The sequence below is a fragment of the Thermocatellispora tengchongensis genome (assembly GCF_014202315.1).
GTDB lineage: Bacteria > Actinomycetota > Actinomycetes > Streptosporangiales > Streptosporangiaceae > Thermocatellispora > Thermocatellispora tengchongensis.
This window is the reverse complement of the sequence record NZ_JACHGN010000005.1, coordinates 310,026-333,481: the sequence shown is the minus strand read 5'-3', so window position 1 is coordinate 333,481 and position 23,456 is coordinate 310,026. Positions and strand designations below refer to the sequence as shown.

Genomic DNA, 23,456 nt, shown 5'->3' with positions numbered 1-23,456 from the left:
GTTGAACAGGTTACCAATCGGGCGGCCCCCGGCTCAAATCACCGCCTCGGCGCGCCGATCGGGTGTCGATTGTACCGGTCAGCCGGGCCGGAGCCAGGCGGTTCGGTACTCCTTCCAGTCGGTCTCGGTGGCGGCGAAGTCGACGTACAGGGCCAGGCCCACGCGGTGGCGCGGCCTGCCGTGCTCGGTGAGGGCCAGCCGGGCGCCCTCGGCGGCCCCGGCGACGCTCTCGGCGGCGTCCAGGAACGGGCCGCCGTGGTCGTGGTAGGCGGGCGCGCCGATCAGCAGGCCGGTCTTCTCGGGCACGGTGTGCAGCGCCAGCTCGGTCTGGCGCGCCACGTGGCCGCCGTACAGGGAGGCCATGGGCCAGTACGCGTCGTACGTCATGACCGCGACCTGGTCCACGCGCCGGGCCACCTCGCGCAGGTAGCCGCGCGACCAGTACTTGTCGTGGGCGATGACCGCGCGGGCGAGCAGGCGCATCCCGAGGTACGGCTCGGTCTGCGGCACCGAGGTGGTGAGCAGCCTGCCGGGGGCCAGGGCGCGGGTGCGGTCGAGCAACTCCAGGAACTCGGCGTCGCCGTCGCCGATCGGCTCGAAGTTGTAGTGCACGCCGTCGAAGCCGGTGTCGAGGATCGCGCGGGCGCCGGAGAGCACCCGCTCGCGGTTGGCGGGGTCGTCGAGATCGAGGCCGCCGTCCTTGACCTCCTGGCCGAGCCAGGCGGACACGCGGACGGAGGGGAGGTGGGTCCGCCACCACTTCAGGAAATTTCGCGCGTTGGGGTATTTCTCGGGCTTTAGCGTGCCGTCCAGCTCGAACGGCCCCGAATGCACGTACACATCTTTGATCCCGGTGTCGCGCAGCCGCGCCGCCAGCGCGGCCACGTCGCGCTCGCCGCGCCGGCCGTCCACCCACATGTGGCCCAGCCACAGCGCGTCGTGCCCCGACGACCTCGCCCAGGAGGCCGGGGCCCCGGTGAACTGAAGGCGCAAGGCGGCGGCGGTGACGCCGGCCAGCAGGCCGGCGAGAGCGAGCACGACGGCCGCGGCCCGCAGCAGCAGGCGGAGACCACGGCGCGCGGCGCCCCGTGGTGAAGCATCCGGACGTGTCACCGTGACTCCTCCGCTCTCTCCGAAGAGAGCGGCTTCTCGCTTCCCCCGGATGAGGTGGGCGCCGGACAAGCCCTGCCCGTTTTCGATCACGGGAACCGTATCAAAGGGGCGCTTCCCTCGCCGGGGAAACCCGGCACTCCCCCTCGCGGATATGATGAAAGGCCGGCTGTCCCAGCCAGCCGTATGATCGTTCCCTTTTCGTCGAAACGGACACCGGTGCGCACCCAGCCTGGCCAGACCGATCCCGCGCTGATCCGCAACTTCTGCATCATCGCGCACATCGACCACGGCAAGTCCACGCTTGCCGACCGGATGCTGCAGATCACCGGCGTCGTCGAAGAGCGGCTGATGCGCGCGCAGTACCTCGACCGCATGGACATCGAGCGCGAGCGCGGCATCACGATCAAGTCGCAGGCGGTCCGGCTGCCGTGGAAGTCCGGCGGCTCCGAGTACGTCCTGAACATGATCGACACGCCGGGCCACGTGGACTTCAGCTACGAGGTGTCCCGCTCGCTGGAGGCGTGCGAGGGCGCGATCCTGCTGGTCGACGCGGCCCAGGGCATCGAGGCCCAGACGCTGGCCAACCTCTACCTGGCGATGAACGCCGACCTGCACATCATCCCGGTGCTGAACAAGATCGACCTGCCGGCCGCGCAGCCCGAGAAGTACGCCGAGGAGCTGGCCAACCTGATCGGCTGCGCCCCCGACGACGTGCTGCGGGTCTCCGGCAAGACCGGCCAGGGCGTGCGCGAGCTGCTGGACAAGGTGGTCCAGGACGTCCCGCCGCCGGTCGGCGACGCCGACGCCCCCGCCCGCGCCCTGATCTTCGACTCGGTGTACGACACCTACCGCGGCGTGGTCACCTACGTCCGGGTCGTGGACGGCCACCTCGGCAAGCGCGAGCGGCTGCTGATGATGTCCACCCAGGCCCAGCACGAGACCCTGGAGATCGGCGTGATCTCCCCGGAGCCCAAGCCCTCGGCCGACGGCCTGGGCGCGGGCGAGGTGGGCTACCTCATCACCGGCGTGAAGGACGTGCGCCAGTCGCGGGTCGGCGACACCGTCACCTCCGCCTCGCGCCCGGCCCAGGAGATGCTCGGCGGCTACGAGCACCCCAAGCCCATGGTCTACTCCGGGCTGTACCCGATCGACGGCGACGACTACCCGGAGCTGCGCGAGGCCCTGGACAAGCTGCGGCTCAACGACGCCGCGCTGGTCTACGAGCCCGAGACCTCCGCGGCGCTCGGCTTCGGCTTCCGCTGCGGCTTCCTCGGCCTGCTGCACATGGAGATCGTGCGCGAGCGGCTGGAGCGCGAGTTCAACCTCTCGCTGATCTCCACCGCGCCCAACGTGATCTACCGCGTGATCATGGAGGACGGCAAGGAGTTCGTGGTCACCAACCCCTCCGAGTTCCCCGAGGGCAAGATCTCCACGATCCACGAGCCGGTCGTCAAGGCCACGCTGCTCGCCCCCGCCGACCACATCGGCGCGATCATGGAGCTGTGCCAGAACCGGCGCGGGTCGCTGCAGGGCATGGACTACCTGTCGGAGGACCGGGTCGAGATCCGCTACACGCTCCCGCTCGCCGAGATCATCTTCGACTTCTTCGACCAGCTCAAGTCGCGCACCCGCGGCTACGCCTCCCTCGACTACGAGCCCTCCGGCGAGCAGGAGGCCGACCTGGTCAAGGTGGACATCCTGCTCCAGGGCGAGCCGGTCGACGCCTTCAGCGCGATCGTGCACAAGGAGAAGGCGTACGCGTACGGCGTCGAGATGGCCAAGAAGCTCAAGGACCTCATCCCGCGCCAGCAGTTCGAGGTGCCGATCCAGGCCGCCATCGGCTCCCGCGTGATCGCCCGCGAGAACATCCGCGCCATGCGCAAGGACGTCCTGGCCAAGTGCTATGGCGGTGACATCAGCCGCAAGCGCAAGCTGCTGGAGAAGCAGAAGGAGGGCAAGAAGCGGATGAAGATGGTGGGCCGGGTCGAGGTCCCCCAGGAGGCGTTCGTGGCCGCCCTGTCCACCGAGTCGAGCACGGACAAGGCCAAGAAGTAGCCTTCCCGGCCCCGCCCGCGCTCGTCCGGGCTCATCTGTAGCTCGTCCGGCCCGTCCGGCTCAGCGCAGCACGGCGTACAGCGCCGAGGTGAGCGACGCCTTGGCGTCGTCCTGGTCCAGCGACCACATCATCGAGCCGCCCAGCCCCTTGAGCCGGATGTAGGCCGCCTTCTGCGTCAGCACCGCCGGGTCGTCGTAGGACCAGAAGTCGGTGCCGTCGTACAGCCACAGCGCGCCGGTGCGCAGGTCGCGGTAGCGCTTGCCCGGCTTGGAGACGAGCACCTTGTAGTCCTCGGTGCCCGCGGCCCAGGTGCCCGGCGCCGGGCCGGTCGCCGGCCGGTACAGCCCGTCACCGCCGCCGGTCACGCCGGTCCAGCCCTGCCCGTACGCCGGGACGCCCACCACCAGCTTCCGCTTCGGCGCGCCGCGCTGGATGTAGTCGCGCACGGTCTGGTCCACGCTGAACCGGACCGGGTTCGGGTCGCGGGGGTCGGTGAACAGGTTGCCGTTGTGCCCGGTCTGCGGCTCCCACGGGCCGTGCAGGTCGTACCCCTGGATCGTGGCGAAGTCCAGCAGCTTGAACACCTGCCGGACCTCGTACCCGGCGTCGATCTTGGCCGCGGCGGCGGGCAGGAACGCGGTCAGCTCGCTGCGCCGGTCGAAGGCGTCCATCTGCCGGCGCAGCTCGGCGACGAACAGGGTGAAGTTGCGCTTGTCCTCGGGCCGGATGACGTTGCCCTCGGCCCCGGCCGACCCCGGCCACTCCCAGTCCAGGTCGATGCCGTCGAACACGCCCGCGCCCGTTCCCGCGGGCAGGCCCGGCAGGTCGCCCTTCAGCCACAGCCCGATGCACGACGCGGCCAGCTTGGCGCGGGACTCCGGGGTGAGCACCGCGTCCGAGAAGTACTTCGACCCGGTCCAGCCGCCGAGCGAGATCAGCACCTTCAGGCCCGGGTGCTTGGCCTTCAGCTCCTTGAGCTGGTTGAGGTTGCCCTTGAGCGGCTGGTCGTCGGCGTCGGCCACGCCGTCCACGCTCTGCTCGGCCGGGACCGGCCGCTGCCAGTCGGCCCACGCGTCGGCGGAGACGCAGGTCCCGTCCTGCGCGACGTTGCCGAAGGCGTAGTTGACGTGGGTCAGCTTGCGCGCGGCGCCGCTGACGTCCAGGTCCTTGACATGGAAGTCGCGGGCGTAGATGCCCCACTGGATGAAGTACCCGACGCGCTTGTACCGATCGCCGTGCGCGCCGGCGGTCTGGGAGTGCGCTTGCGCGGGTAAGGCCGTCACGGTGAGGCCGAGTGCCATCGCGGCGGCGACGAGAGCGTACCTGGGGAGTCGGACCACGGTGTCTCCACTGCTCGGAGCTGTCAGGGCGAGAACTGATAGGAAACTTTCCTTAAAGTTTGTCCGGATCGTAGAGCCGCCCACCGCCGCAGTCAACGCCCGTCCCCCGTTTCCCCCTGCCGTACGGGCCCCGCGTCTTCTAGTCTCGAAACAGGTGGGTGATTGGCGTCTTCACTTCCTCCCACGCCCGACGACGGGGGTCTCCACGCCCGAGGAGATTCGATGACCGAGCAGCGCCCGGAACCACCCCACGACCCCGCACCCTGCGCCCGCTGCGGCACCCCCACAGCCGGCCGCGACCGCTGCCCCCGCTGCGGCCTCCCCACCGCCGCCACCACCCCACCTCCGCCCCCCACCTCACCCACCGCCCTGGATCCCCCCTTCACCTCCGGCACCTCGGGCACCTCCGGCACCTCCGGCCACGCCATCCACCCGCCCACCCCGCCCACCCCTCCACCGCCCACGACCGATCCGGCTGCTCCCGCGTCCTCGGGCGTGCGCCCGTACGGGCCTTCGCGGAGTGCGTGGGATCCGGCTGTTCCCCAGTCCGAGGGCGTGCGCACGTACGAGCCTTCGCCGGGTGCGCCGGACGGGGCTGCTTCCGAGTCTGGGAGTGGACTCTCGCATGGCCCTTCGCCGGGCGTGGGGGATCCGGCTGCCTCCGCGCCCGAGGGTGTGCGCCCGTACGGGCGTTCGCAGGGTGTGTGGGAGGATCCGGCTGCCTCCGCGTCCGAGAGCGTGCGCCCGTATGGGGGTTCGCCGAGTGTGTCGGATCCCGCCGCTCCTGCGTCCGCTGGCGAGTCGCCGTATGGGCCTTCGTCAGGTGTGTCGGATCCGGCTCCTCCTGCGACCGCAGGTGTGCCCCCGCAGGACCCGAGGGTTGCGTCCGATCCCGTTCCGCCCGCGCCCTCGCGCCTTCCGCCGTACGAGACTCCTCGTTCGGGGCCGAGACATGCGGCTCAGGGGACGCCGCCCACCGGCCCCTCGGCCGGTTCCCGCCCGCGGCACGCCGCCGATGGGCCTCCGGCCGCCGAGCCTCCTCCCGCCGAACGCGAACCCTCCGGCCGCGAACCGTCCGGTCCCCGCCACGCCGCTCGCCCGGCGGAGCCGCCCGCCTCGTGGGGCGCGCCGGGCACCGGCTCATGGGCGCCCGCCCCGTCCCCGCGGCAGGGCGAGCGGAGGGAGGAGCCGCCCCCGGTCTGGGAGCAGGACTCATGGTGGCGCGAGACCGACCCCGACCTGACCCGCCGCGCCCGTCCCCCGTACCAGGACCCCTCCACCCGGGAGCCGGCGGGCGGTGACCCGGCTCCCCGCCCCCACGAGCACGACCTCGGCCGCAGCGGCATCTACGGCAGACAGGCCCCCTACGGCCCTCACGGGGCTCACGAGGGCCAGGAAGGCCGGGAGGGGCACAGGCAGCCCACGGCCTGGGACGGTCCCCCTCGTGGCCGGGAGCGCCCATCCAGCGGCCCTGTGGGGCTCGGCGGCGGCGTCGGCCTCGGCGGTGGCGAGGGCTTCGGCGGTGGCGAGGGGTTCGGAGGTGGCGAGGGGGTCGGCGGCGCAGGCACCGGCAGTGGTGCAGGCATGAGCGGCGGCGCTGGCGTGAGCGGCGGTGCAGGGGTGAGCGGCATCGGTGCGGATGTCGGCGGCGGTGCTGGCGTGAGCGGCGGTGCCGGCGTGAGCGGCATCGGTGCGGATGTCGGCGGCGGTGCTGGCGTGAGCGGCGGCGCGGGCATGAGCGGCGCGGGTATGCGCGGCGCGGGCACTGGCGGCGTCGGCGGGGATGCGGGCGTCGGCGGGGGCGCCCATCGTGGGCGGACCGGCGACGATCTCGGTCCTCCCACCGACCCCGGTCCTCCCACGGACCCCCTGTTTTCCAGCGGCCCCTATCTTGCCGCCGCTTCCGGGCCCGCCGCCGGCCTGGGACCTTCCTCCGGCCCAGGGGTGTTCGCCGATCCCCGGCACTCCACCGGCCCCCGTCCTCCAGGCGGCCTCGGGTCCTCCGGCGATCCCCGGCCGTTCGGTCATCCGGCTGCCGCCGGCACGGCGGGGGAGTGGGCCGGTGGCGATCCGCGCGGCGGGTCTGGCGTACACGGGGGGAGCGGCCCGGCCGGGGCCTACGGGAGCGAGGGGTGGCGCGGGGACGAGCGCCCGCTCAACAGGGGTGGGGCGTCGGAGCCGGATCAGCACGGGTGGGCCGGAGGGCCCTCGCGGGAGGAGGGCTTCGGAGAGCGGCGACGGCGGTGGGTGGTGCCTGTCGTGGCCGTGGTGGCGGCGCTGGCGATGGCGGCGGGGGTCGTGTGGGCGGTGGTGTTCCGGGGCGGGGACCAGGCGGGGGGTACGGCGCCGGTGAGCGCGCCGACCGCCGGGGCCGGGCAGACCGGCGAGCCGGGGGAGGGCGCGGGCGGCGCGGAGGAGGACGAGGCGCCGGTGGCGTCGGAGCCCGCGGGGGACCCCGCGGTGGCCGCCGAGCAGGCGCAGGCCGTGGACGAGATCCTGTCCGACAGCGGTGGCGCTCGGGCCGGGCTCGGGCCGGCGCTGGACCAGGTGCGGGGCTGTGAGCAGGCGCAGGCCGGGATCGCCACGATCCAGCGGATCACCGACGGCCGCGAGGAGCAGGTCGCCCAGGTCGAGGGGCTGGTCGTGGACGCCATCGCCGACGGCGAGACCCTCAAGGCGCGGCTGTCGGCCGCGCTTGGGGCCTCGCTCGAAGCCGACCGGCGCTTCCTGGCCTGGGCCCGCCGCCAGGCGCAGGACTGCACCTCCGCCTGGCCGCAGGACCCCGACTACAAGCGCGGCCTGGCCGCCTCCGACAGGGCGACCGAGGCCAAGAAGGAGTTCCTCGCGATGTGGAACCCGCTCGCCCGCGAGCACAGCCTGCCGGAGCGGGCGGTGCACGAGATCTGAGCCGTCATGCGCGCCACACGCGGGGGCCGTGGTCCACGTCGTGGGCGTCGAGGTACTCCAGGAGGGCGCCGGTGATCCGGCGCTCCACCATGGCCGCGTACTTCTCCGCCGCCGGGGACGGCGGGCCGGGTTCGGCGCCCAGCTCGCGCACGCTCTCGCGCGCCCCGAACGGGTAGATCTGGTACGCCGCCGGGCTCGGCGCGCCCATCGAGCGGCGCGCCAGCCGCACCAGCGTGCGCACGAGGCGGAGCGGCGCGAACACGACGTCGGCCACCAGGTCGAGCCGCACCCGCCGGATCGCCGCCCAGATCGCCCTGCCGGTGCCGAGCGAGGGCAGCAGGTCCACGACCTGGAAGCCGGCGCGCACCGGCGGGAGCACGGTGGTCACGACGCTCGCGTACAGCATGCGGCCCTCGACCGCGACGTGCAGGAACGCCGACACGCTGGCGCCCTGGTCCTGGGCGGGGGCGAGCAGGATGCCGCCGGGGCCGCGCACCTCGGCGCCCTCGCCGCCGATCGTGAAGCGCTGGTAGTAGCTCAGCCCGCCCTGCGGCTGCCGGATCGCGGAGTCGATGGTCTCCGGCGAGGCGACGAAGTGGGGCAGGCCGGTGGCCGGGTCGACGAGCGGATGTGACTGGTCGCGCAGGTGCCGGGCGGCCGGGCTGGGCCAGTCGACCCGGGTGAAGGTGCCGCGCACGGCGAGGTGGTCGGCGGAGTGCATGCGGTCCACGCGCTCGCCGGGCTGGTCCACCGCGTCGCGCATCTCCATCACCCGGCGGCGTACGAAGGCGTGCAGCGCGGCCGGGTCGATCCGGGTCTGCGGGCGCGGCGCGGGCGGCAGCCGGTCGGCCGGGCCCCGTGGCGGGTCGAGCTCGACCGTGACCGACCACGAGCGGTGCGGCACACCGGCGCCGAGGTAGGGGTTGTCGCCGTCGTGCAGCGCGACGTTGCCCCACTGGGCCTGCCCGAGGTACGCCAGCCGGTCGCGCAGCTTGGCCGGCACGCCGGACGGGGCGTGCCCGGCCCCGGGCGGCAGGGCGCGGGCGAGCGCGAGATGCTGCCACACCCAGTACGCCAGCGCCGCCCCGAACGTCACGAGCAGCAGCAGCGTGGGCACGATCACCGGCCCGGCGTCCGCGCCCAGCCCGTCGGCGCCGAGACCGGCCGCCCACAGGCCCGTCGCCGTCAGCCCGGCGGTGACGAGCCCGGTCGAGGTGAGCGAGAGGATCGCCCACAGGATCAGCAGCACCCGCCACACCAGGTGCCCGCTCCTGATCCGGGGCAGCGTGAGCAGCGCGAGCGGCAGCAGGGCGAGCAGCCACGGCACGGTCAGGGAGGAGAACAGGATCAGCAGCACCAGGAGCAGCACGGTCACCGCGCCGTCCCTGATCAGCGACAGCCGCTCGGCGCGCAGGGTGTGCGAGAGCACGGGCACCACGTCGAACCCGCCGAGGGACGGCGCGACGGCGCGGTAACGGTCGCCGAGCAGCTCGCGCACGATCCGGTCGCGGAACCGCTCGTCGAGATAGACGCCGGCCGACAGGTAGCGGGTGGTGTTGTGCAGCGGCGGTGGCGGCGGCACCTGCGCGGCGGGCGGCGGCTGGGGCTGCGGGTGCGGCTGCGGCGCCTGCTGCTGGTACTGGGCGTACTCGCCGGTCGGGGGAGGCGGCGGCGCCTGCATGCCGGGATACTCCCCGGAGGGCGGGGCCTGCGCGCTCGGGTATTCGCCCGATGGTGGGGTGTGCGTGCTCGGGTATTCGCCCGATGGCGGGGCGGGCGCGCCCGGGTGTTCCCCGGGCGGCGGTTGCGGGGCCTGGGGCTCGCCCGCCGCGCCCGGGGGTGGCGCCGGCTCGGCGGGGGGAGCGGCGTCGGCGGGGGGCGGGGAGGCCGGGGGCGGGTCGGTGGGGTCGCCGGGCGGCCGGTCCGCGCCGCCGCTCGCGCCGCTCGATGGGCCGGCCGCCGGCGCGCCGGGTGCGCCGGCGGCGGGGCGGGGCTGGACGCGTGCGGTCCGCTCGGGGTCGTCGTCCGGGTCCGGGAAGGGATGCATCGGAGCTCCGTTTGGGGGTGCTCGGCCGGAAAGATCCACTACCGACGTTATCGGCTTTCCCCCTCCCGGCTCGACCCATTCCGCGCTCTGGCCGGTACGCGGGCCGTCCGGGGCACTGGCCGACCGGCGGCAGACTGGGAGGGTGCCTGCGACCCTTCCCGACGGCGAGCCCGTGCCCGCCACAGGAGAGCTTCCCGACGGCGCGCTGGCCGGGCTCGGCGAGCGGCCGTTCGGGTTCTACGTCCACGTGCCGTTCTGCGCCACGCGCTGCGGCTACTGCGACTTCAACACCTACACCGCCGCCGAGCTGGGGCCGGGCGCGTCACGGGGCGACTACGCCGAGACGGTGATCGAGGAGGTGCGCCTGGCGCGGCGGGTGCTCGGCGACCGGGCCCCCCGGGTCGAGACGGTGTTCTTCGGTGGCGGCACGCCCACGCTGCTGCCCGCGGCCGACCTCGTACGCGTGCTCGCCGCCATCGACGCCGAGTTCGGCCTCGCCGCGGGCGCCGAGGTGACCACCGAGGCCAACCCCGAGTCGGTCGATCCGGCGTCGCTGGCCGAGCTGCGCGCGGGCGGGTTCACCCGGATGAGCTTCGGCATGCAGAGCGCCCGCGAGCACGTGCTGCGGGTGCTCGACCGGCGGCACACGCCGGGCCGGGCCGCGCAGGCGGTGGCCGAGGCGCGCGCGGCCGGGTTCGAGCACGTCAACCTGGATCTGATCTACGGCACGCCGGGCGAGTCCGACGACGACTGGCGGGCCTCGCTGGCCGCCGCGATCGAGGCGGGTCCTGATCACGTCTCGGCGTACTCGCTGATCGTCGAGGACGGCACCAGGTTGTCGGCCAGGATCGGGCGCGGCGAGCTGCCCATGCCCGACGACGACGTGGCCGCCGACCGCTATCTGATCGCCGAGGAGATGCTCACGGCGGCCGGGTTCTCCTGGTACGAGATCTCCAACTGGGCGGCGTCCGAGGCGGGCCGCTGCCGGCACAACCTGCTCTACTGGACCGGCGGCGACTGGTGGGGCGCCGGTCCGGGCGCGCACAGCCACGTGGGCGGCACCCGCTGGTGGAACGTCAAGCACCCCGCCGCGTACGCCGCCCGCCTCGCCCAGGGCGTCAGCCCGGCCCACGCCCGCGAGGTCCTGACGGAGGACGACCGGGCGGTGGAGCGGCTGATGCTGGAGCTGCGCCTGTCCAGCGGCTACCCGCTGGCCGAGGTCGCCCCGGCAGCCCGCCCCACGGTGGCCGACGCGCTCTCGCGCGGCCTGCTGTCGCCGGCGCCGTTCACCTCGGGCCGCATGGTGCTGACCCTGCGCGGCCGGCTGCTCGCCGACGCGCTGATCCGCGACCTGACCTGACGTCCGGGCGGGGCCCGCTTCGCCGCGTGTACGGCCCGTCTTCCCATCTGCGATCGTGTCCCCATGGAGCGGCACTTCCCGGTGGGGGCGCGATGAGGTTCCGGGTGCTGGGCACGGTGGAGGCCGGCGACGGGGCACCGGTGGCGCTGGGCGACCGGCAGCGCGCTGTGCTGGCCGCGCTGCTGGCGCGGGCCGGCGAGGTGGTGTCCTTCGACCGGCTGGTGGACCTGGTGTGGGGCGAGAGGCCGCCGGCCAACCCGCACGCAGCGCTGCACAGCCAGGTGTCCCGGCTGCGCCGCGCGCTCGGCTACGACGGCCTGGTCACCCGGCCGCCCGGCTACCTGCTCCAGGCCGGCCCCGGTGAGGTGGACGCGCTGCGCTTCGACGCGCTCGTCGCCGAGGCCAGGAGGCAGGACGATCCGGCCGCGGCGGCCGCGCTGCTCGGCGAGGCGCTGGCGCTGTGGCGCGGGCCGGCCTACGCGGAGTTCGCCGACGCCGAGATCGCCCGGCTGGAGGCGATCCGGCTGGACGAGGCGCGGCTGGAGGCGGTCGAGGCCCGCGCGGCGGCGCTGCTCGACTGCGGGCGCGCGGCCGAGGCCCTGCCCGCGCTGGAGGCGTTCACCACCGAGCACCCCCTCCGGGAACGGGCCCGCGCGCTGCTCATGCGCGCCCTGTACGCCCTGGGCCGGCACGCCGACGCGCTGCGCAACTACCAGGCGTACCGGCGGCGGCTGGCCGAGGACCTGGGCCTGGAGCCGTCGGCGGCCATGGCCGCCCTGGAACTGGAGATCCTGCGGCACGACGTCGCCCCCCAGGCCCTGCCGGTCGTCCTCCATGCCCCGCCGGTCGCCGCGCAGGCCCCGCCCGCCGCCGGGCACGCAGGGCGCGCGGGGCCGCCGCTGAGCGCGCTGCGCGCCCGGTACGCGGCCGACGCGAACGGCCGCACGATCGCCTACGCCACGCTCGGCGAAGGGCCGCCGCTGGTCGCGCTGCCCGGCTGGGTGTCGGCCATCGACGTGATCGCCTCCGGCCGCGACCCGCGCTCCTCCCTGCTGCAACGCCTGGTCGCGCACGTACGGCTGACGTTGTACGACCGGTACGGCACCGGCCTGTCGCGCGGGCCCGTACACGACTTCTCCCTGGAGCCCAGCGTCGCCGAGCTGGCCGCCGTGGTAGAGCGGACGGGAGGCCCGGTGAGCCTGCTGGCCATGTCGCAGGCGGGCCCGGTGGCCCTCGCGTTCGCGGCGCGGCACCCCGAGCTGGTCGAGCGGCTGGTGATGTTCGGCACGTACGCCTCCGGCCCCGCGGTGTTCACCCACACCGAGCTGAACGCCATGCTGGTGCGGATGATCCGCACGCACTGGGGCATCGGCTCGCGGCTGATGGCCGACCTGTACCGTCCCGGCGGCTCCGACGCCGCCGCCCGGCACATGGCCGGGGTGCTCAAGGACTCCGCCGACCGCGAGACCGCCGCGGGCTACCTGGAGGCGATCTACGACATCGACGTCGCGGACCTGCTGCCCGAGATCGCCGCCCCCGCGCTCGTGCTGCACTACACCGGCGACCGCGTGATCCCCTTCGCCGGCGGCCGCCACCTGGCCGCCGAGCTGCCGGACGCCCACCTGATCGCGCTCGACGGCCCGTACCATCTGCCCGACGCGGCCCACCTGGACCGCGTCACCGACGCCATCGCCGGCTTCCTCACCGAGGGCCGCTGAGCGTGCACGCGTTCACGATCAGCCTGCCGGGCCGGGTCAGCTCACCATGCGGATGTTGAACGGGTAGCGGTAGTCCTCGCCGCGGTTGGCGGCGACCGCGGCCATGATCGACAGGATCAGGGCGCCGACGCCGACGATCATGAACAGGAAGACGCCGATGAACACGAACGTCAGGACGAAGCTGACGAAGTAGGCGATCAGCAACGTGATCTGGAAGTTCAGCGCCTCGGCGGTCTGGCGGCGGACGTAGGGCGACTCGTCCTTCTTCACCAAGTAGAGCACCAGCGGGCCGACGAACCAGGTCAGCAGGCCGAGCAGGTGGCCGATCATGGCCATCGTGGTGTCGTCGGAGCCGGGGCGGGGGCCGTACGCGGAGGCCGGGGCACCGTAGCCCGGCGTGGGACCATAGCCGTACCCGGGGGCCGAGCCGTACCCGGGGGCCGAGCCGTATCCCGGCCCGTACCCGGCCTGCCCGTAGCCCGCCTGGCCATAGTCCTGCTGGCCGTAGCTCTGCTGGCCGTAGCTCTGCTGGCTGTAGTCCTGCTGCCCGTAGTCCTGCTGTCCGTAGCTCTGCTGCCCGTAGTCCTGGCCGTAGCCCTGCTGGCCGTACGCCTGTCCCGGCGGGGGGCCGTAGCCCGGCTGGGGCTGGTCGTACCCGGCCTGGTCGTACCCGGGCTGGGCCTGGTACGGCGGCGGCTGGTGGCGGGCGAAGGTGGTCCGGTTGGGGTCCTGGTCGGGGGCGGCCGGGTCGCCCGGCGCGTCGCGCGGGTCGCCGGGCTGGCCGTTGGTGTCGGTCATGAGCTCTCCTGAGCGGTGACGAAGTCGATGAGTTCCTCGACCCGGCCCAGCAGTTCGGGCTCCAGGTCGGTGTAGCTGGATACGGCGCCGAGGATGCGGCGCCAGGCGTCGGCGGGTTCCATGCGCCAGCCGAGCGCCTCGATCACGCCCTGCTTCCACGGGCGGCCGTGCGGCACCCGGGGCCAGGCGGGGATCTTCAGGGTGGCCGGTTTGACGGCCTGCCAGATGTCCACGAACGGGTGCCCGACGACCAGGACGTGCGGGGAGGCCACCTGGGCGGCGATGCGGCTCTCCTTGGAGCCGGGGACCAGGTGGTCCACCAGTACGCCCAGCCGCCTGCCCGGCCCGGGGCCGAACTCGGCCACGATCGCCGGCAGGTCGTCCACGCCCTCCAGGTACTCCACCACGACCCCCTCGACCCGCAGGTCGTGGCCCCAGATCTTCTCCACCAGGGCGGCGTCGTGCACGCCCTCGACGTAGATCCGGCTCTCGCGGGCCACCCGGGCGCGCAGCCCCTCGACGGCGATCGAGCCCGAGGCGCTGCGGCGGCGCCCCGCGCCGCCCGCGGGGGGCGCGGCGGGCGGGCGTACCAGCGTCACCGGCTTGCCCTCCAGGAGGAAGGCGGCGGGCGCCAGCGGGAACAGCCGCCGCCGCCCGAACCGGTCCTCCAGGGTGACGGCCTCCTTGTCGCAGGCCACCACCGCCCCGCAGAACCCGCTGCCGGCGTCCTCGACCACGAGGTCGGGTTCGGCCGGGATCTGCGGGATGGCGGCCTTCTTCCGCCGCCGCCAGTCGTCCGCCAGCACGTCGCGCCCGTACATGTCAGGTGACGCTAGCAAACGGGGTGATCATCCGCCGTAGGGCCCGGGAGGCGGGCCGCCGACGCCCGCCGCGCTCGCGGCCAGGCGCTTGCGGGCGCCGCTGCGCCGCACCAGGACCACGATCGTGACGATGATCGCGAACAGGAAGCCCGCGGTGGGCACCCCGAACAGCACCGCGACCGAGCCGCCGAGCCCGCTCGCCACGTCGCCGAGGTTCCTGCCCACGCCGAACCGCACGTCGGGGGCGTTCTCCTGGGTCGCGCACGCCACCTTGTACGTCCCGGCCTTCGGGACCTCGATGTTCAGGATGAGCTGCCAGTTGACGTTGTTGACCGTGACGTTCTGGCTCACCGCGGAACGGGTCAGCTTGCCCCCGTTGTCGATCGAGCACTCGTAGTTGACGTTCTGGTCGGTGGCGATGTACAAGGCGGGCTGGTCGGCCGGGTCGAGGGTTACGCTGGCCGTCTGGCCCGGCGCGAACGGGGTGGCCGGGGCCACGTCGCTCACGCTGCCGAAGAGGCCGGCGACGCCGCCCGCCACGCCGCCGATCAGGCACAGGATCGCCACCACCCAGGACAGCCACACCCAGGTCAGCTTCGGCCGGATCTGCTGCTTGGGCACCGCGGCCGGCCCGTAGCCGGGCGGCGGGCCGCCGTAACCGGGGCCGCCGGGGCCGCCGGGGCCGCCGGGCCAGTCCGGTCCGCCGGGCTGGCCGGGGGAGCCGTAGGGCTGCTGCCCGTACGGCTGCTGCGGGCTGCCGTAGGGCTGCTGCTGCCCGCCGTACTGGGGAGATCCGAACGGCGGGGCGGGGGTGCCGCCGTACGGCGGGCCCGCCTGCGCGCCGAAGGATTGCCCGCCGCCGTACGGCTGGGCGCCCGAGGGCGGGGGAGGAGTCGTCGAAGGGCCGGGAGCCGGCGCGCCCTGGGGAGAGGCGGACGGCGTCCCTTGAGCCGAGCGCGGCACGCGAGTGGTGCGGTCGGCGCCCTCGGGAGGTGTGTCAGTCATACCGAAGAGTGTGGCGGCTCGCACTTGACACCGGAAGGCAGCCGACTTGGCGGTGGCTTGCGACGCTCGCGTTATCGCACCTCGTGTGCCGGAGCCGTACACTTGGCACTCGGGAACACCGAGTGCCAGACCTCGCGTTTCCCCAGTAAGCCGCGTGAAGCAGGGAGGTGAGCACGTTGGTCGATGACCGCAAGCTCGCGGTGCTCCGTGCCATTGTCGAAGATTACGTCTCCACGAACGAGCCGGTGGGCTCCAAGGCGCTCACCGAGCGCCACAGCCTCGGGGTTTCGCCCGCGACCATCCGCAACGACATGGCGGTGCTGGAGGAGCAGGGATACATCACCCAGCCCCACACCAGCGCCGGCCGGGTCCCCACCGACAAGGGTTACCGCCTCTTCGTCGACCGCCTCTCCCAGATCAAGCCGCTGTCGGCCGCCGAGAAGCGCGCGATCGAGTCCTTCCTGCAGGGCGCGGTCGATCTCGACGACGTGGTCACCCGCACCGTACGCCTGCTCGCGCAACTGACCCGCCAGGTCGCCGTGGTGCAGTACCCCACGCTGAGCAGCTCCACGGTGCGCCACATCGAGCTGGTGCCGCTCACCGAGCGCCGCGTGATGCTGGTGCTGATCACCAACACCGGCCGCGTGGACCAGCGGGTGATCGAGCTGCCCGAGGCGGTGGACGAGAACCGGATCGCGCACCTGCGCGCGCTGCTGAACGCCTCCCTCGACGGGTGCGACCTGAACAAGGTCCCCGACAACGTGGCCGACCTGCCCGACCGGGTGCCGGCCGAGGACCGGCCGGTGGCGGCGATGGTCCTGTCGGTGCTTCTCGAAGCGCTCGTGGAGCGGCATGATGAGAAGATCGTGTTCGCCGGCGCCGCCAACCTCGCGGCGGCCGACTTCTCGGTCGGCCTGCGTGAGGTGCTGGAGGCGCTGGAAGAGCAGGTGGTGCTCATGCGCCTGCTCGGGGAGACCTCCGACAGCAAGGCGCTGACGGTGCGCATCGGCTCGGAGGTTCCCTATACCGGCCTGCGCGGCACGTCGATCGTGGCGGCCGGGTACGGTTCGGGCGACAAGCAACTGGCTCGGCTCGGTGTGCTGGGCCCCACTCGCATGGACTATCCGGTGACGATGGGCGCGGTGCGCGCGGTGGCACGCTACGTCAGCCAGATCCTGGCTGCATCTTAACGAGGTCGATAAGTGGCTAAGAGCGACTACTACGGCACCCTCGGGGTACGCCGTGACGCCAGTCCCGATGAGATCAAGAAGGCGTATCGGCGGCTGGCGCGCGAGCTCCACCCTGACGTGAACCCCGATCCCGCGACACAGGAGCGGTTCAAGGAGATCACGCAGGCCTACGAGGTACTGTCCGATCCCAACAAGCGCCAGATGTACGACCTCGGCGGCGACCCGTTCTCCTCGGGCGCCGGCGCGGGCGCGGGCGGGTTCGGCGCGGGGTTCCCGTTCAGCGACATCATGGACGCGTTCTTCGGCGCCTCCGGCGCGAGCCGGGGGCCCCGCTCGCGGGCCAGGCGCGGGCGCAACGCGACCATCCGGGTGGAGCTGGAGCTGCGCGAGACCGCGTTCGGCACCACCCGCGAACTGACCGTCGACACCGCCGTGCTGTGCAAGGTGTGCACCGGGTCCGGCGCCTCGCCCGGCACCCACCCCGACACCTGTGACATGTGCCACGGGCGCGGCGAGGTGTCGCAGGTCACCCGCTCGTTCCTGGGCCAGGTGATGACCTCCCGGCCGTGCCCGCAGTGCGGCGGGTTCGGCTCGATCATCCGCACGCCGTGCCCCGAGTGCTCCGGCGACGGGCGCGTGCGCACCCGGCGTACGATCAAGGTGCGCATCCCGGCGGGCGTCGAGGACGGCACCCACATCCAGCTCGCGGGCGAGGGCGAGGTCGGTCCGGGCGGCGGTCCCCCCGGCGACCTGTTCCTGGAGATCGTCGAGCTGCCGCACGACATCTTCGAGCGCCGCGGCGACGACCTGCACTGCACGGTCCAGATCCCGATGACCGCCGCCGCGCTCGGCACGATCCTCAGCGTCGAGACCCTCGACGGCAAGGAGGAGATCGACGTTCGGCCCGGCACCCAGTCGGGCCAGGTCATCCCGCTGTACAACCGCGGCGTGCAGCGGCTCAACGAGTCCGGCCGCGGCGACCTGCTGATCCACGTCAACGTCGAGACGCCGACCAAGCTCGACCCGCAGCAGGAGGAGCTGCTGCGCGAGCTGGCCAAGCTGCGCGGCGAGGAGCGCCCGCCGGGCAAGTTCGCCCCCGGCCAGCAGGGCTTCTTCTCCCGGCTGCGCGACGCCTTCAACGGCCGCTGAGGCGCGGCCGGGCCGATGACCGTACCGCTGTTCCTGGCCGCCGACCTGCCCGCACCGGGCCCCGCGGGCCCCTCGGGCCCCTGGGGCCCCTCGGGCGCTTCGGCCGGCTCGGGAGGCGAGGTGGTCGGCGAGGTCGTCCTCGGCGGCGCCGAGGGCCGCCACGCGGCCACCGTACGCCGGCTGCGTGAGGGCGAGCGCGTGGACCTGACCGACGGCGCGGGCCGGGTGGCCGAGTGCACGGTCGCCGCCGTGGCCAAGGACGCGCTGCGCCTGTCGGTGCACCGCGTCTACGAGGTGCCCGCCCCGGAACCGCGCATCGTCGTGGTCCAGGGCCTGCCCAAGGGCGAGCGCGGCGAGCTGGCCGTGGAGATGATGACCGAGGCCGGCGTGGACGTGATCGTGCCCTGGGCCGCCGCCCGCTGCGTCACCCAGTGGAAGGCCGAGCGCGGCGCCAAGGCGCTGGCCCGCTGGCGGGCCACGGCGCGCGAGGCGGGCAAGCAGTCGCGCCGCTTCCACCTGCCGCAGGTGACCGAGCTCGCGACCACGGCCGGGGTCGCCGGACTGCTGGCCGGCGCGTCCGCCGCCGTCGTGCTGCACGAGGAGGCCGAGACCCCGCTGTCGGGCCTGCCCATGCCGGATAAGGGCGACATCGTGCTCGTGGTGGGCCCCGAAGGCGGCATCACCCCGGAGGAGCTGGACCGCTTCCGCGCGTCGGGCGCCGTGGCGGCCCTTCTGGGCCCAACGGTCCTGCGCACGTCCACGGCCGGGCTGGCCGCCGCGGCGGTGCTGTCGTCGCGCACCGGCCGCTGGTGACGTCCGCCGGGCCGATCCGCGGGGTGCGGGGCGGCTCGGGGCGGCGGGGGTTCAGTTGGGGGTGGCGTCGGCGCCGGTGTTCACCGGCGTGGTGACCACGCTGGGTGCCGGATCGGCGTCGGAGGGCGGGCACTCGTCGGCCGGGCAGGGCTCGCCGGGCGTCTGGGAGCCGCCGGAGTCGCTGGGCGTCGGCGTGGGAGTGGGGGTCGCCTCCGCGGGGCAGTCGTCACGGGCGCCGGCCCTGGGCTCGCCCGCGGCCGGAGTCGGGCAGGGGTCGGAGCGCGTAGGAGTCTGCCGCGGGGTGCGGGCAGGCGCCGTCGGCTTGGGCTCCTCGCTCGGCGTCTGCACCGGCGGGACCGGCGGCGGCTGCTTGGCGGGCAGCGACGTGGTGGCCGCGGTGGGCGCGGGCGCGCGCGAGGTGGCCCGGATCTCCGGGGCGCTGGTCTCGTCCACGACCGTCTGAACCGTCTGCTGCTGCGGTTCCTCGCCCTGGATCTGCGGCCACACGATCACGACCGTGGCGGCGACCAGCACCGCGCCGGCGGCCGAGGCCGCGGCGCGCCACCAGAACAGCCCGCGTGAGCCGCGTTGCTCGATGCGGGCACGGATGATCTCCAGTCCGTCCGGGGAGGGCACCACCGCGTCCGCCTCCGCCCGGAGCACCCGGCGGAGAAGATCGCCGTGCTCGTCGGTGGACTCGGTCATGACAACTGCTCCAGAACGGTACGTAAGGCGGCCATGCCACGAGCCGTGTGGCTCTTGACCGCGCCCTTGCTGATGCCCATCGTGTTCGCGATCTCGGCTTCGGACAGGTCACCGTAATACCGCAGAACCAGGGCCTCGCGCTGGCGGGTGGGCAGGCTGCGTAACGCCTCGATGACGGCGGATCGTTCCAGTTCGCCGATGGCGCCGTTCTCGGCGCTCGGCGCGTCGGGCAGGCCCTTCGGTGCGTACTTCTCCACGACCGCGCGGTGGCGCAGTACGGAACGGGATCGGTTGACGACCGATTGCCGCAGGTAGGCGAGCGCCTTGTCGGGATCGCGCAGCCTGCGCCAGGCGCCATGGATGGCGACGAACGCGTCCTGCACGACTTCCTCCGCGGTGGCATTATCGCGGACCAGCAACACTGCGAGACGCACGAGTGACCGATAGTGCGCGCTATAGAGCGCCGTCACGGCCATGTCGGCATCCCACCCGACGGGCACCGCCCCGAGCGACCTGTCGGCCACGAGGGTCTCGGTGGTCACATCAGTGGGACGCGCAGCCTTCGCCGAGGGTTTACTACGCTCTTCCGGTTCATTTGGGGGCATGACCCAGTCGTGTCCTCGCCGGTGGCCTCGCCCGAGAATCTGTTTCGCTGAAGTGTTGCACACTCACCCTATCCGGGAGGATCTTACCGTGCAGCCGCCGGTGGATTACCGATTGGCAACGGCGCTTACCGATATGGTGGAGCTCTATGATCGTGGACAACGACTGTCTGTTCTGCAAGATCGTGGCCAAGGAGGTCCCGGCCACGATCGTGCACGAGACCGAGCGCACTCTCGCCTTCCGTGACATCAATCCGCAGGCCCCGACGCACGTCCTGGTGATCCCCAAGGAGCACTACCGCGACGCCGCCGCGCTCGCCGCGGCCGACGACGGCCTGGCCGATGAGGTGATCATGGCCGCCCACCGCATCGCCGAGGCGGAGGAGGTGGCGGCCGAGGGCTACCGCCTGGTGTTCAACACCGGTCCCGCGGCCGGTCAGACCGTCTTCCACGTGCACGGACACCTGATCGGCGGCCGTGGGCTGAACTGGCCTCCCGGATGAGCGCGAAGCGGGTTCCGGCGGCTACCATGACGTGAGAGAACCGTGCCGAAAACGGGAGGCGAACAGGCCGCGAGCCTGCCCATGTCCGAAGTAAACGACACCAGACCCAAGGGTCCCGCCCACACGCAGGCCAAGGTGGTCATCCCCGACGACTACTCCATGGTCAGCCTGCTGGGCTCGCGCGACGAACTGCTCCGGGTCATCGAGGGCGCCTTCCGCGCCGACATCCACGTTCGCGGGAACGAGATCACCGTGACCGGCTCCCCCGAAGAGAGCGGCGCCGTGGTGCGCCTGTTCGAGGAACTGGTCGAGCTGGTGCGGGGCGGCACCCCGCTCACGGTGGACGCGGTGGAGCGCAGCATCGCGATGCTGCGGATGACCAGCGAGCGCCCTGCCGAGGTGCTGTCCCTCGACATCCTGTCCTCCCGCGGCCGGACCATCCGGCCCAAGACCGTCAACCAGAAGCGTTACGTCGACGCGATCGACAAGCACACGATCGTGTTCGGCATCGGTCCCGCGGGCACGGGCAAGACGTACCTGGCCATGGCCAAGGCCGTCAAGGCGCTGCAGAACAAGGACGTCAACCGGATCATCCTGACCCGGCCGGCGGTCGAGGCGGGCGAGCGGCTGGGCTTCCTGCCCGGCACGCTGTACGAGAAGATCGACCCCTACCTGCGCCCGCTGTACGACGCCCTGCACGACATGGTCGATCCCGAGTCGATCCCGCGGCTGATGGCCGCGGGCACGATCGAGGTCGCCCCGCTGGCCTACATGCGCGGACGCACGCTCAACGACGCCTTCATCATCCTGGACGAGGCCCAGAACACCTCGCCGGAGCAGATGAAGATGTTCCTGACCAGGCTCGGCTTCGGGTCCAAGATCGTCGTCACCGGCGACGTGACCCAGATCGACCTGCCGGGCGGCCAGCAGAGCGGGCTGAAGGTCGTACAGGAGATCCTGGAGGGCATCCAGGACATCCACTTCAGCCGGCTCAGCAGCGCCGACGTCGTACGCCACCGCCTGGTCAGCGACATCGTCGACGCCTACGGCCGCTACGACGCCAGCCAGCAGCGGCAGAGCGAGCCGCGCGCCATCAAGGGCGCCAAGCGCCCCCGGGGGCAGTGATGACCATCGAGGTGGCCAACGAGTCCGGCGTCGAGATCGACGAGGACTCCCTGGTCGAACTGGCCGGGCACGTCCTGGGCAAGATGGGCGTCCATCCGCTGGCCGAGCTGTCGATCCTGGTGGTCGATGAGGCGGCCATGTCGGTGCTGCACGAGCAGTGGATGGGCGAGCCGGGCCCGACCGACGTCCTGGCCTTCCCGATGGACGAGCTGCGTCCCGGCACCGGCGGGGGCCGGCAGGAGGCCGACGCCCCGTCCGACCCCGCGCTGCTCGGCGACGTGGTGCTGTGCCCGCAGGTGGCGGCCAAACAGGCGGCCGAGGCCGGGCACGGCGCCCGCGAGGAGCTGGAGCTGCTGTGCACCCACGGCATCCTGCACCTGCTCGGCTATGACCACGCCGAGCCCGAGGAACACGCCGAGATGTTCGGCCTTCAGGCCGAACTGCTCGAATCGTGGCGGGAGGTGCGGCCGGAACCGTGAGTTCGGCCAACGCATGGGTGCTGGCCGCCGTAGTCCTCGTCGTGATCGGCGGCCTGATCGCCAGTGCGGAGACCGCGCTCACCCGCATCTCGCGGGTGCGCGCGGAGGAGTTCGTCCGTGAGGGCCGGCGCGGGTCCCGGCGGCTGCGCGCGGTGGTGGCCGATCCGCCGCGCTACCTCAACCTGCTGCTCCTGCTGCGGCTGTGCTGCGAGCTGGTCTCCACGGTCATCGCCACGCTGCTCTTCATCGACCTGCTCGGCGACCAGGGCTGGGCCTACGCCGCCGCCGCGGCGGCCATGGTGGTGGTCAGCTACGTGATCGTGGGCGTCTCACCGCGTACGCTGGGCCGCCAGCACGCCGAGCCCATCGCCCTGGCCAGCGCCCCCATCGTGTACGGCCTGACCCGGATCTTCGGCCCGCTGCCCCAGCTCCTCATCCTGCTGGGCAACGCGCTCACCCCCGGGAAGGGCTTCCGCGAGGGCCCGTTCACCTCCGAGGCCGAGCTGCGCGACCTGGTGGATCTGGCCGAGGAGCGCCGGGTGATCGAGCCCGACGAGCGCGAGATGATCCACTCGGTGTTCGAGCTGGGCGACACCCTGGTGCGCGAGGTCATGGTGCCGCGCACCGACATGGTCTTCATCGAGCGCGGCAAGACGCTGAACCAGGCGCTGTCGCTGGCGCTGCGCAGCGGCTTCTCCCGCATCCCGGTGGTGGGCGAGAACGAGGACGACGTGATCGGCATCGCCTACCTGAAGGACATCGTGCGCCGCGTGCACGAGGCCGGCGACGGCGGCGGCGCCGAGCGGGTCGAGACCCAGATGCGGCCGGCGACGTACGTGCCCGAGAGCAAGCCCATCGACCAGCTCCTGCGCGAGATGCAGGCCCGCCAGATCCACCTCGCCATCGTCATCGACGAGTACGGCGGCACCGCCGGCCTGGTCACGATCGAGGACGTCCTGGAGGAGATCGTCGGCGAGATCACCGACGAGTACGACCAGGAGGCCCCGCGCGTCGAGTGGCTGGCCGACGGCTCGGTCCGGGTGACCGCCAGGCTCACGGTCAACGAGCTGGGCGAGCTGTTCGACACCGAGATCGACGTGGACGACGTGGAGACCGTGGGCGGCCTGCTGGCACACGCCCTGGGCCGGGTCCCCATCGCGGGCTCCACCGCCGTGGTGGAGGGCCTGCGGCTCACCGCCGAGAGCCTGGCCGGACGCCGCAACCGGATCAGCACGGTCGTCGTCCGCCGGGTCGCCGGCTCCGACGACGCCAAGGTCGCGGCCGCCGCCGAGCACGACTGATCCATCTGCCCGGCAAGTCCCTTGTAAGTGGATTGCAAGCCGTCGCCGCTTATATGTAGATGCGACGCCCGCTGCTCCGGGAGTCGCGACAGGGGCGCCCGAGCCGGAAGGGGTATCGGGCAAGGGCGGCCCGGGGGGATACGAGTGACGTCGCGGCCGGGCGACCGGCCGTGACGCGCTCGTTGGGTTTAAGGACGCTCCCGCCCTTGCTGGGTGGGCGGGAGCGTCCTTTCGCCTTTTCTCAGGCCGTTTTCTCGGGCCGCTTCCTCAGGCCGCCTTCTCAGGCCGCCTTCTCAGGCCGCCTTCTCAGGCCGCCTTCTCAGGCCGCCTTCTCAGGCCGTGTTCTCGAGCTGCGGCGCCCACAGCCGGGCGCTCACCGCCGAGCCGGCATCGACCATCAGGCAGTCGGTCCGGGCGGTGCCGC

19 protein-coding genes are annotated in these 23,456 nt (G+C 73.0%); 11 read left to right on the top strand and 8 right to left on the bottom strand.

Going from position 1 to position 23,456, the window contains the following annotated elements; all coding sequences use genetic code 11:
- Nucleotides 1–78 precede the first annotated feature (78 nt).
- Nucleotides 79–1,113, bottom strand: a complete 1,035-nt coding sequence (locus HNP84_RS13645) for a glycoside hydrolase family 18 protein (protein ID WP_185050033.1) — start codon at nucleotides 1,111–1,113, stop codon at nucleotides 79–81.
- 216 nt (nucleotides 1,114–1,329) lie between these two features.
- On the opposite strand from HNP84_RS13645, the gene lepA reads away from it, so the two are divergent.
- Nucleotides 1,330–3,168: a translation elongation factor 4 gene (gene lepA / locus HNP84_RS13640; RefSeq protein ID WP_312924690.1), complete on the top strand. Its 1,839-nt coding sequence runs from the start codon at nucleotides 1,330–1,332 to the stop codon at nucleotides 3,166–3,168.
- A gap of 60 nt (nucleotides 3,169–3,228) precedes the next feature.
- Here the strand turns inward: lepA and HNP84_RS13635 are convergent, their stop codons facing one another.
- Nucleotides 3,229–4,509 (bottom strand): glycoside hydrolase family 18 protein, encoded by a 1,281-nt coding sequence (locus HNP84_RS13635; RefSeq protein WP_312924688.1) that lies wholly within the window; start codon nucleotides 4,507–4,509, stop codon nucleotides 3,229–3,231.
- A 2,259-nt stretch (nucleotides 4,510–6,768) separates the two neighbouring features.
- Between HNP84_RS13635 and HNP84_RS13630 the strand changes: the two genes are divergently transcribed.
- Nucleotides 6,769–7,416 (top strand): beta/alpha barrel domain-containing protein, encoded by a 648-nt coding sequence (locus HNP84_RS13630; RefSeq protein ID WP_185050031.1) that lies wholly within the window; start codon nucleotides 6,769–6,771, stop codon nucleotides 7,414–7,416.
- Nucleotides 7,417–7,420: 4 nt separating this feature from the next.
- Here HNP84_RS13630 and HNP84_RS13625 read toward each other — a convergent pair whose 3' ends face one another.
- Nucleotides 7,421–9,463, bottom strand: coding sequence for an AbeC-like domain-containing protein (locus tag HNP84_RS13625; protein WP_185050030.1), 2,043 nt, complete (start codon nucleotides 9,461–9,463; stop codon nucleotides 7,421–7,423).
- Between the two features lie 142 nt (nucleotides 9,464–9,605).
- Here HNP84_RS13625 and hemW point away from each other — a divergent pair, with 142 nt between their 5' ends.
- On the top strand, nucleotides 9,606–10,823 hold the full coding sequence (gene hemW, locus HNP84_RS13620) for a radical SAM family heme chaperone HemW (protein WP_185050029.1): 1,218 nt from the start codon (nucleotides 9,606–9,608) through the stop codon (nucleotides 10,821–10,823).
- A 92-nt stretch (nucleotides 10,824–10,915) separates the two neighbouring features.
- Complete coding sequence (locus tag HNP84_RS13615) at nucleotides 10,916–12,541, top strand: bifunctional AfsR/SARP family transcriptional regulator/alpha/beta hydrolase (protein WP_185050028.1); 1,626 nt, start codon at nucleotides 10,916–10,918, stop codon at nucleotides 12,539–12,541.
- A 36-nt stretch (nucleotides 12,542–12,577) separates the two neighbouring features.
- Here HNP84_RS13615 and HNP84_RS13610 read toward each other — a convergent pair whose 3' ends face one another.
- From HNP84_RS13610 to HNP84_RS13600, 3 genes are read right to left on the bottom strand one after another with little or no spacing between them, the layout of a single operon-like run.
- Entirely contained in the window at nucleotides 12,578–13,339 is a 762-nt protein-coding gene (locus HNP84_RS13610; protein ID WP_185050027.1) for a DUF4870 domain-containing protein, read from the bottom strand.
- Nucleotides 13,336–14,160 carry a DUF3097 domain-containing protein gene (locus HNP84_RS13605; RefSeq protein ID WP_185050026.1) on the bottom strand — a complete coding sequence of 275 codons (825 nt, stop codon included), beginning with the start codon at nucleotides 14,158–14,160 and terminating at the stop codon, nucleotides 13,336–13,338. The genes HNP84_RS13610 and HNP84_RS13605 overlap by 4 nt, the downstream gene beginning before the upstream one ends.
- 27 nt (nucleotides 14,161–14,187) lie before the next feature.
- A complete protein-coding gene (locus HNP84_RS13600; RefSeq protein ID WP_185050025.1) occupies nucleotides 14,188–15,165 on the bottom strand; it encodes a hypothetical protein in 978 nt (325 codons plus the stop codon).
- 176 nt (nucleotides 15,166–15,341) lie between these two features.
- Here HNP84_RS13600 and hrcA point away from each other — a divergent pair, with 176 nt between their 5' ends.
- Genes hrcA through HNP84_RS13585 form a run of 3 tightly spaced genes read left to right on the top strand, consistent with a single transcriptional unit; the run spans nucleotide 15,342 to nucleotide 18,317 of the window.
- Complete coding sequence (gene hrcA / locus HNP84_RS13595) at nucleotides 15,342–16,355, top strand: heat-inducible transcriptional repressor HrcA (RefSeq protein ID WP_185050274.1); 1,014 nt, start codon at nucleotides 15,342–15,344, stop codon at nucleotides 16,353–16,355.
- A 12-nt stretch (nucleotides 16,356–16,367) separates the two neighbouring features.
- Nucleotides 16,368–17,504: a molecular chaperone DnaJ gene (gene dnaJ / locus HNP84_RS13590; RefSeq protein ID WP_185050024.1), complete on the top strand. Its 1,137-nt coding sequence runs from the start codon at nucleotides 16,368–16,370 to the stop codon at nucleotides 17,502–17,504.
- Between the two features lie 15 nt (nucleotides 17,505–17,519).
- Nucleotides 17,520–18,317: a 16S rRNA (uracil(1498)-N(3))-methyltransferase gene (locus HNP84_RS13585; protein ID WP_185050023.1), complete on the top strand. Its 798-nt coding sequence runs from the start codon at nucleotides 17,520–17,522 to the stop codon at nucleotides 18,315–18,317.
- 51 nt (nucleotides 18,318–18,368) lie between these two features.
- Here the strand turns inward: HNP84_RS13585 and HNP84_RS13580 are convergent, their stop codons facing one another.
- A complete protein-coding gene (locus HNP84_RS13580; RefSeq protein ID WP_185050022.1) occupies nucleotides 18,369–19,022 on the bottom strand; it encodes a hypothetical protein in 654 nt (217 codons plus the stop codon).
- Nucleotides 19,019–19,498, bottom strand: a complete 480-nt coding sequence (locus HNP84_RS13575; RefSeq protein WP_185050273.1) for a SigE family RNA polymerase sigma factor — start codon at nucleotides 19,496–19,498, stop codon at nucleotides 19,019–19,021. Before HNP84_RS13575 ends, HNP84_RS13580 begins: the two co-directional genes overlap by 4 nt.
- A gap of 278 nt (nucleotides 19,499–19,776) precedes the next feature.
- On the opposite strand from HNP84_RS13575, the gene HNP84_RS13570 reads away from it, so the two are divergent.
- The 4 genes from HNP84_RS13570 (at nucleotide 19,777) to HNP84_RS13555 (ending at nucleotide 23,032) form a co-directional block, all read left to right on the top strand.
- Complete coding sequence (locus HNP84_RS13570) at nucleotides 19,777–20,127, top strand: HIT domain-containing protein (RefSeq protein ID WP_185050272.1); 351 nt, start codon at nucleotides 19,777–19,779, stop codon at nucleotides 20,125–20,127.
- 81 nt (nucleotides 20,128–20,208) lie between these two features.
- On the top strand, nucleotides 20,209–21,252 hold the full coding sequence (locus HNP84_RS13565; RefSeq protein ID WP_185050021.1) for a PhoH family protein: 1,044 nt from the start codon (nucleotides 20,209–20,211) through the stop codon (nucleotides 21,250–21,252).
- On the top strand, nucleotides 21,252–21,731 hold the full coding sequence (ybeY, locus tag HNP84_RS13560) for an rRNA maturation RNase YbeY (protein ID WP_185050020.1): 480 nt from the start codon (nucleotides 21,252–21,254) through the stop codon (nucleotides 21,729–21,731). The genes HNP84_RS13565 and ybeY overlap by 1 nt, the downstream gene beginning before the upstream one ends.
- Nucleotides 21,728–23,032, top strand: coding sequence for a hemolysin family protein (locus HNP84_RS13555; RefSeq protein WP_185050019.1), 1,305 nt, complete (start codon nucleotides 21,728–21,730; stop codon nucleotides 23,030–23,032). Before ybeY ends, HNP84_RS13555 begins: the two co-directional genes overlap by 4 nt.
- Nucleotides 23,033–23,456 lie beyond the last annotated feature (424 nt).

Bases quoted from the DNA above. Each gene is read 5' to 3' on its own strand.
- HNP84_RS13585 (WP_185050023.1), top strand. From the start codon at position 17,520: ATGACCGTACCGCTGTTCCTGGCCGCCGACCTGCCCGCACCGGGCCCC.
- HNP84_RS13600 (WP_185050025.1), bottom strand. From the start codon at position 15,165: ATGACTGACACACCTCCCGAGGGCGCCGACCGCACCACTCGCGTGCCG.
- HNP84_RS13580 (WP_185050022.1), bottom strand. From the start codon at position 19,022: ATGACCGAGTCCACCGACGAGCACGGCGATCTTCTCCGCCGGGTGCTC.
- HNP84_RS13625 (WP_185050030.1), bottom strand. From the start codon at position 9,463: ATGCATCCCTTCCCGGACCCGGACGACGACCCCGAGCGGACCGCACGC.
- HNP84_RS13605 (WP_185050026.1), bottom strand. From the start codon at position 14,160: ATGTACGGGCGCGACGTGCTGGCGGACGACTGGCGGCGGCGGAAGAAG.
- HNP84_RS13575 (WP_185050273.1), bottom strand. From the start codon at position 19,498: ATGGCCGTGACGGCGCTCTATAGCGCGCACTATCGGTCACTCGTGCGT.
- HNP84_RS13565 (WP_185050021.1), top strand. From the start codon at position 20,209: ATGTCCGAAGTAAACGACACCAGACCCAAGGGTCCCGCCCACACGCAG.
- ybeY (WP_185050020.1), top strand. From the start codon at position 21,252: ATGACCATCGAGGTGGCCAACGAGTCCGGCGTCGAGATCGACGAGGAC.
- HNP84_RS13610 (WP_185050027.1), bottom strand. From the start codon at position 13,339: ATGACCGACACCAACGGCCAGCCCGGCGACCCGCGCGACGCGCCGGGC.
- HNP84_RS13615 (WP_185050028.1), top strand. From the start codon at position 10,916: ATGAGGTTCCGGGTGCTGGGCACGGTGGAGGCCGGCGACGGGGCACCG.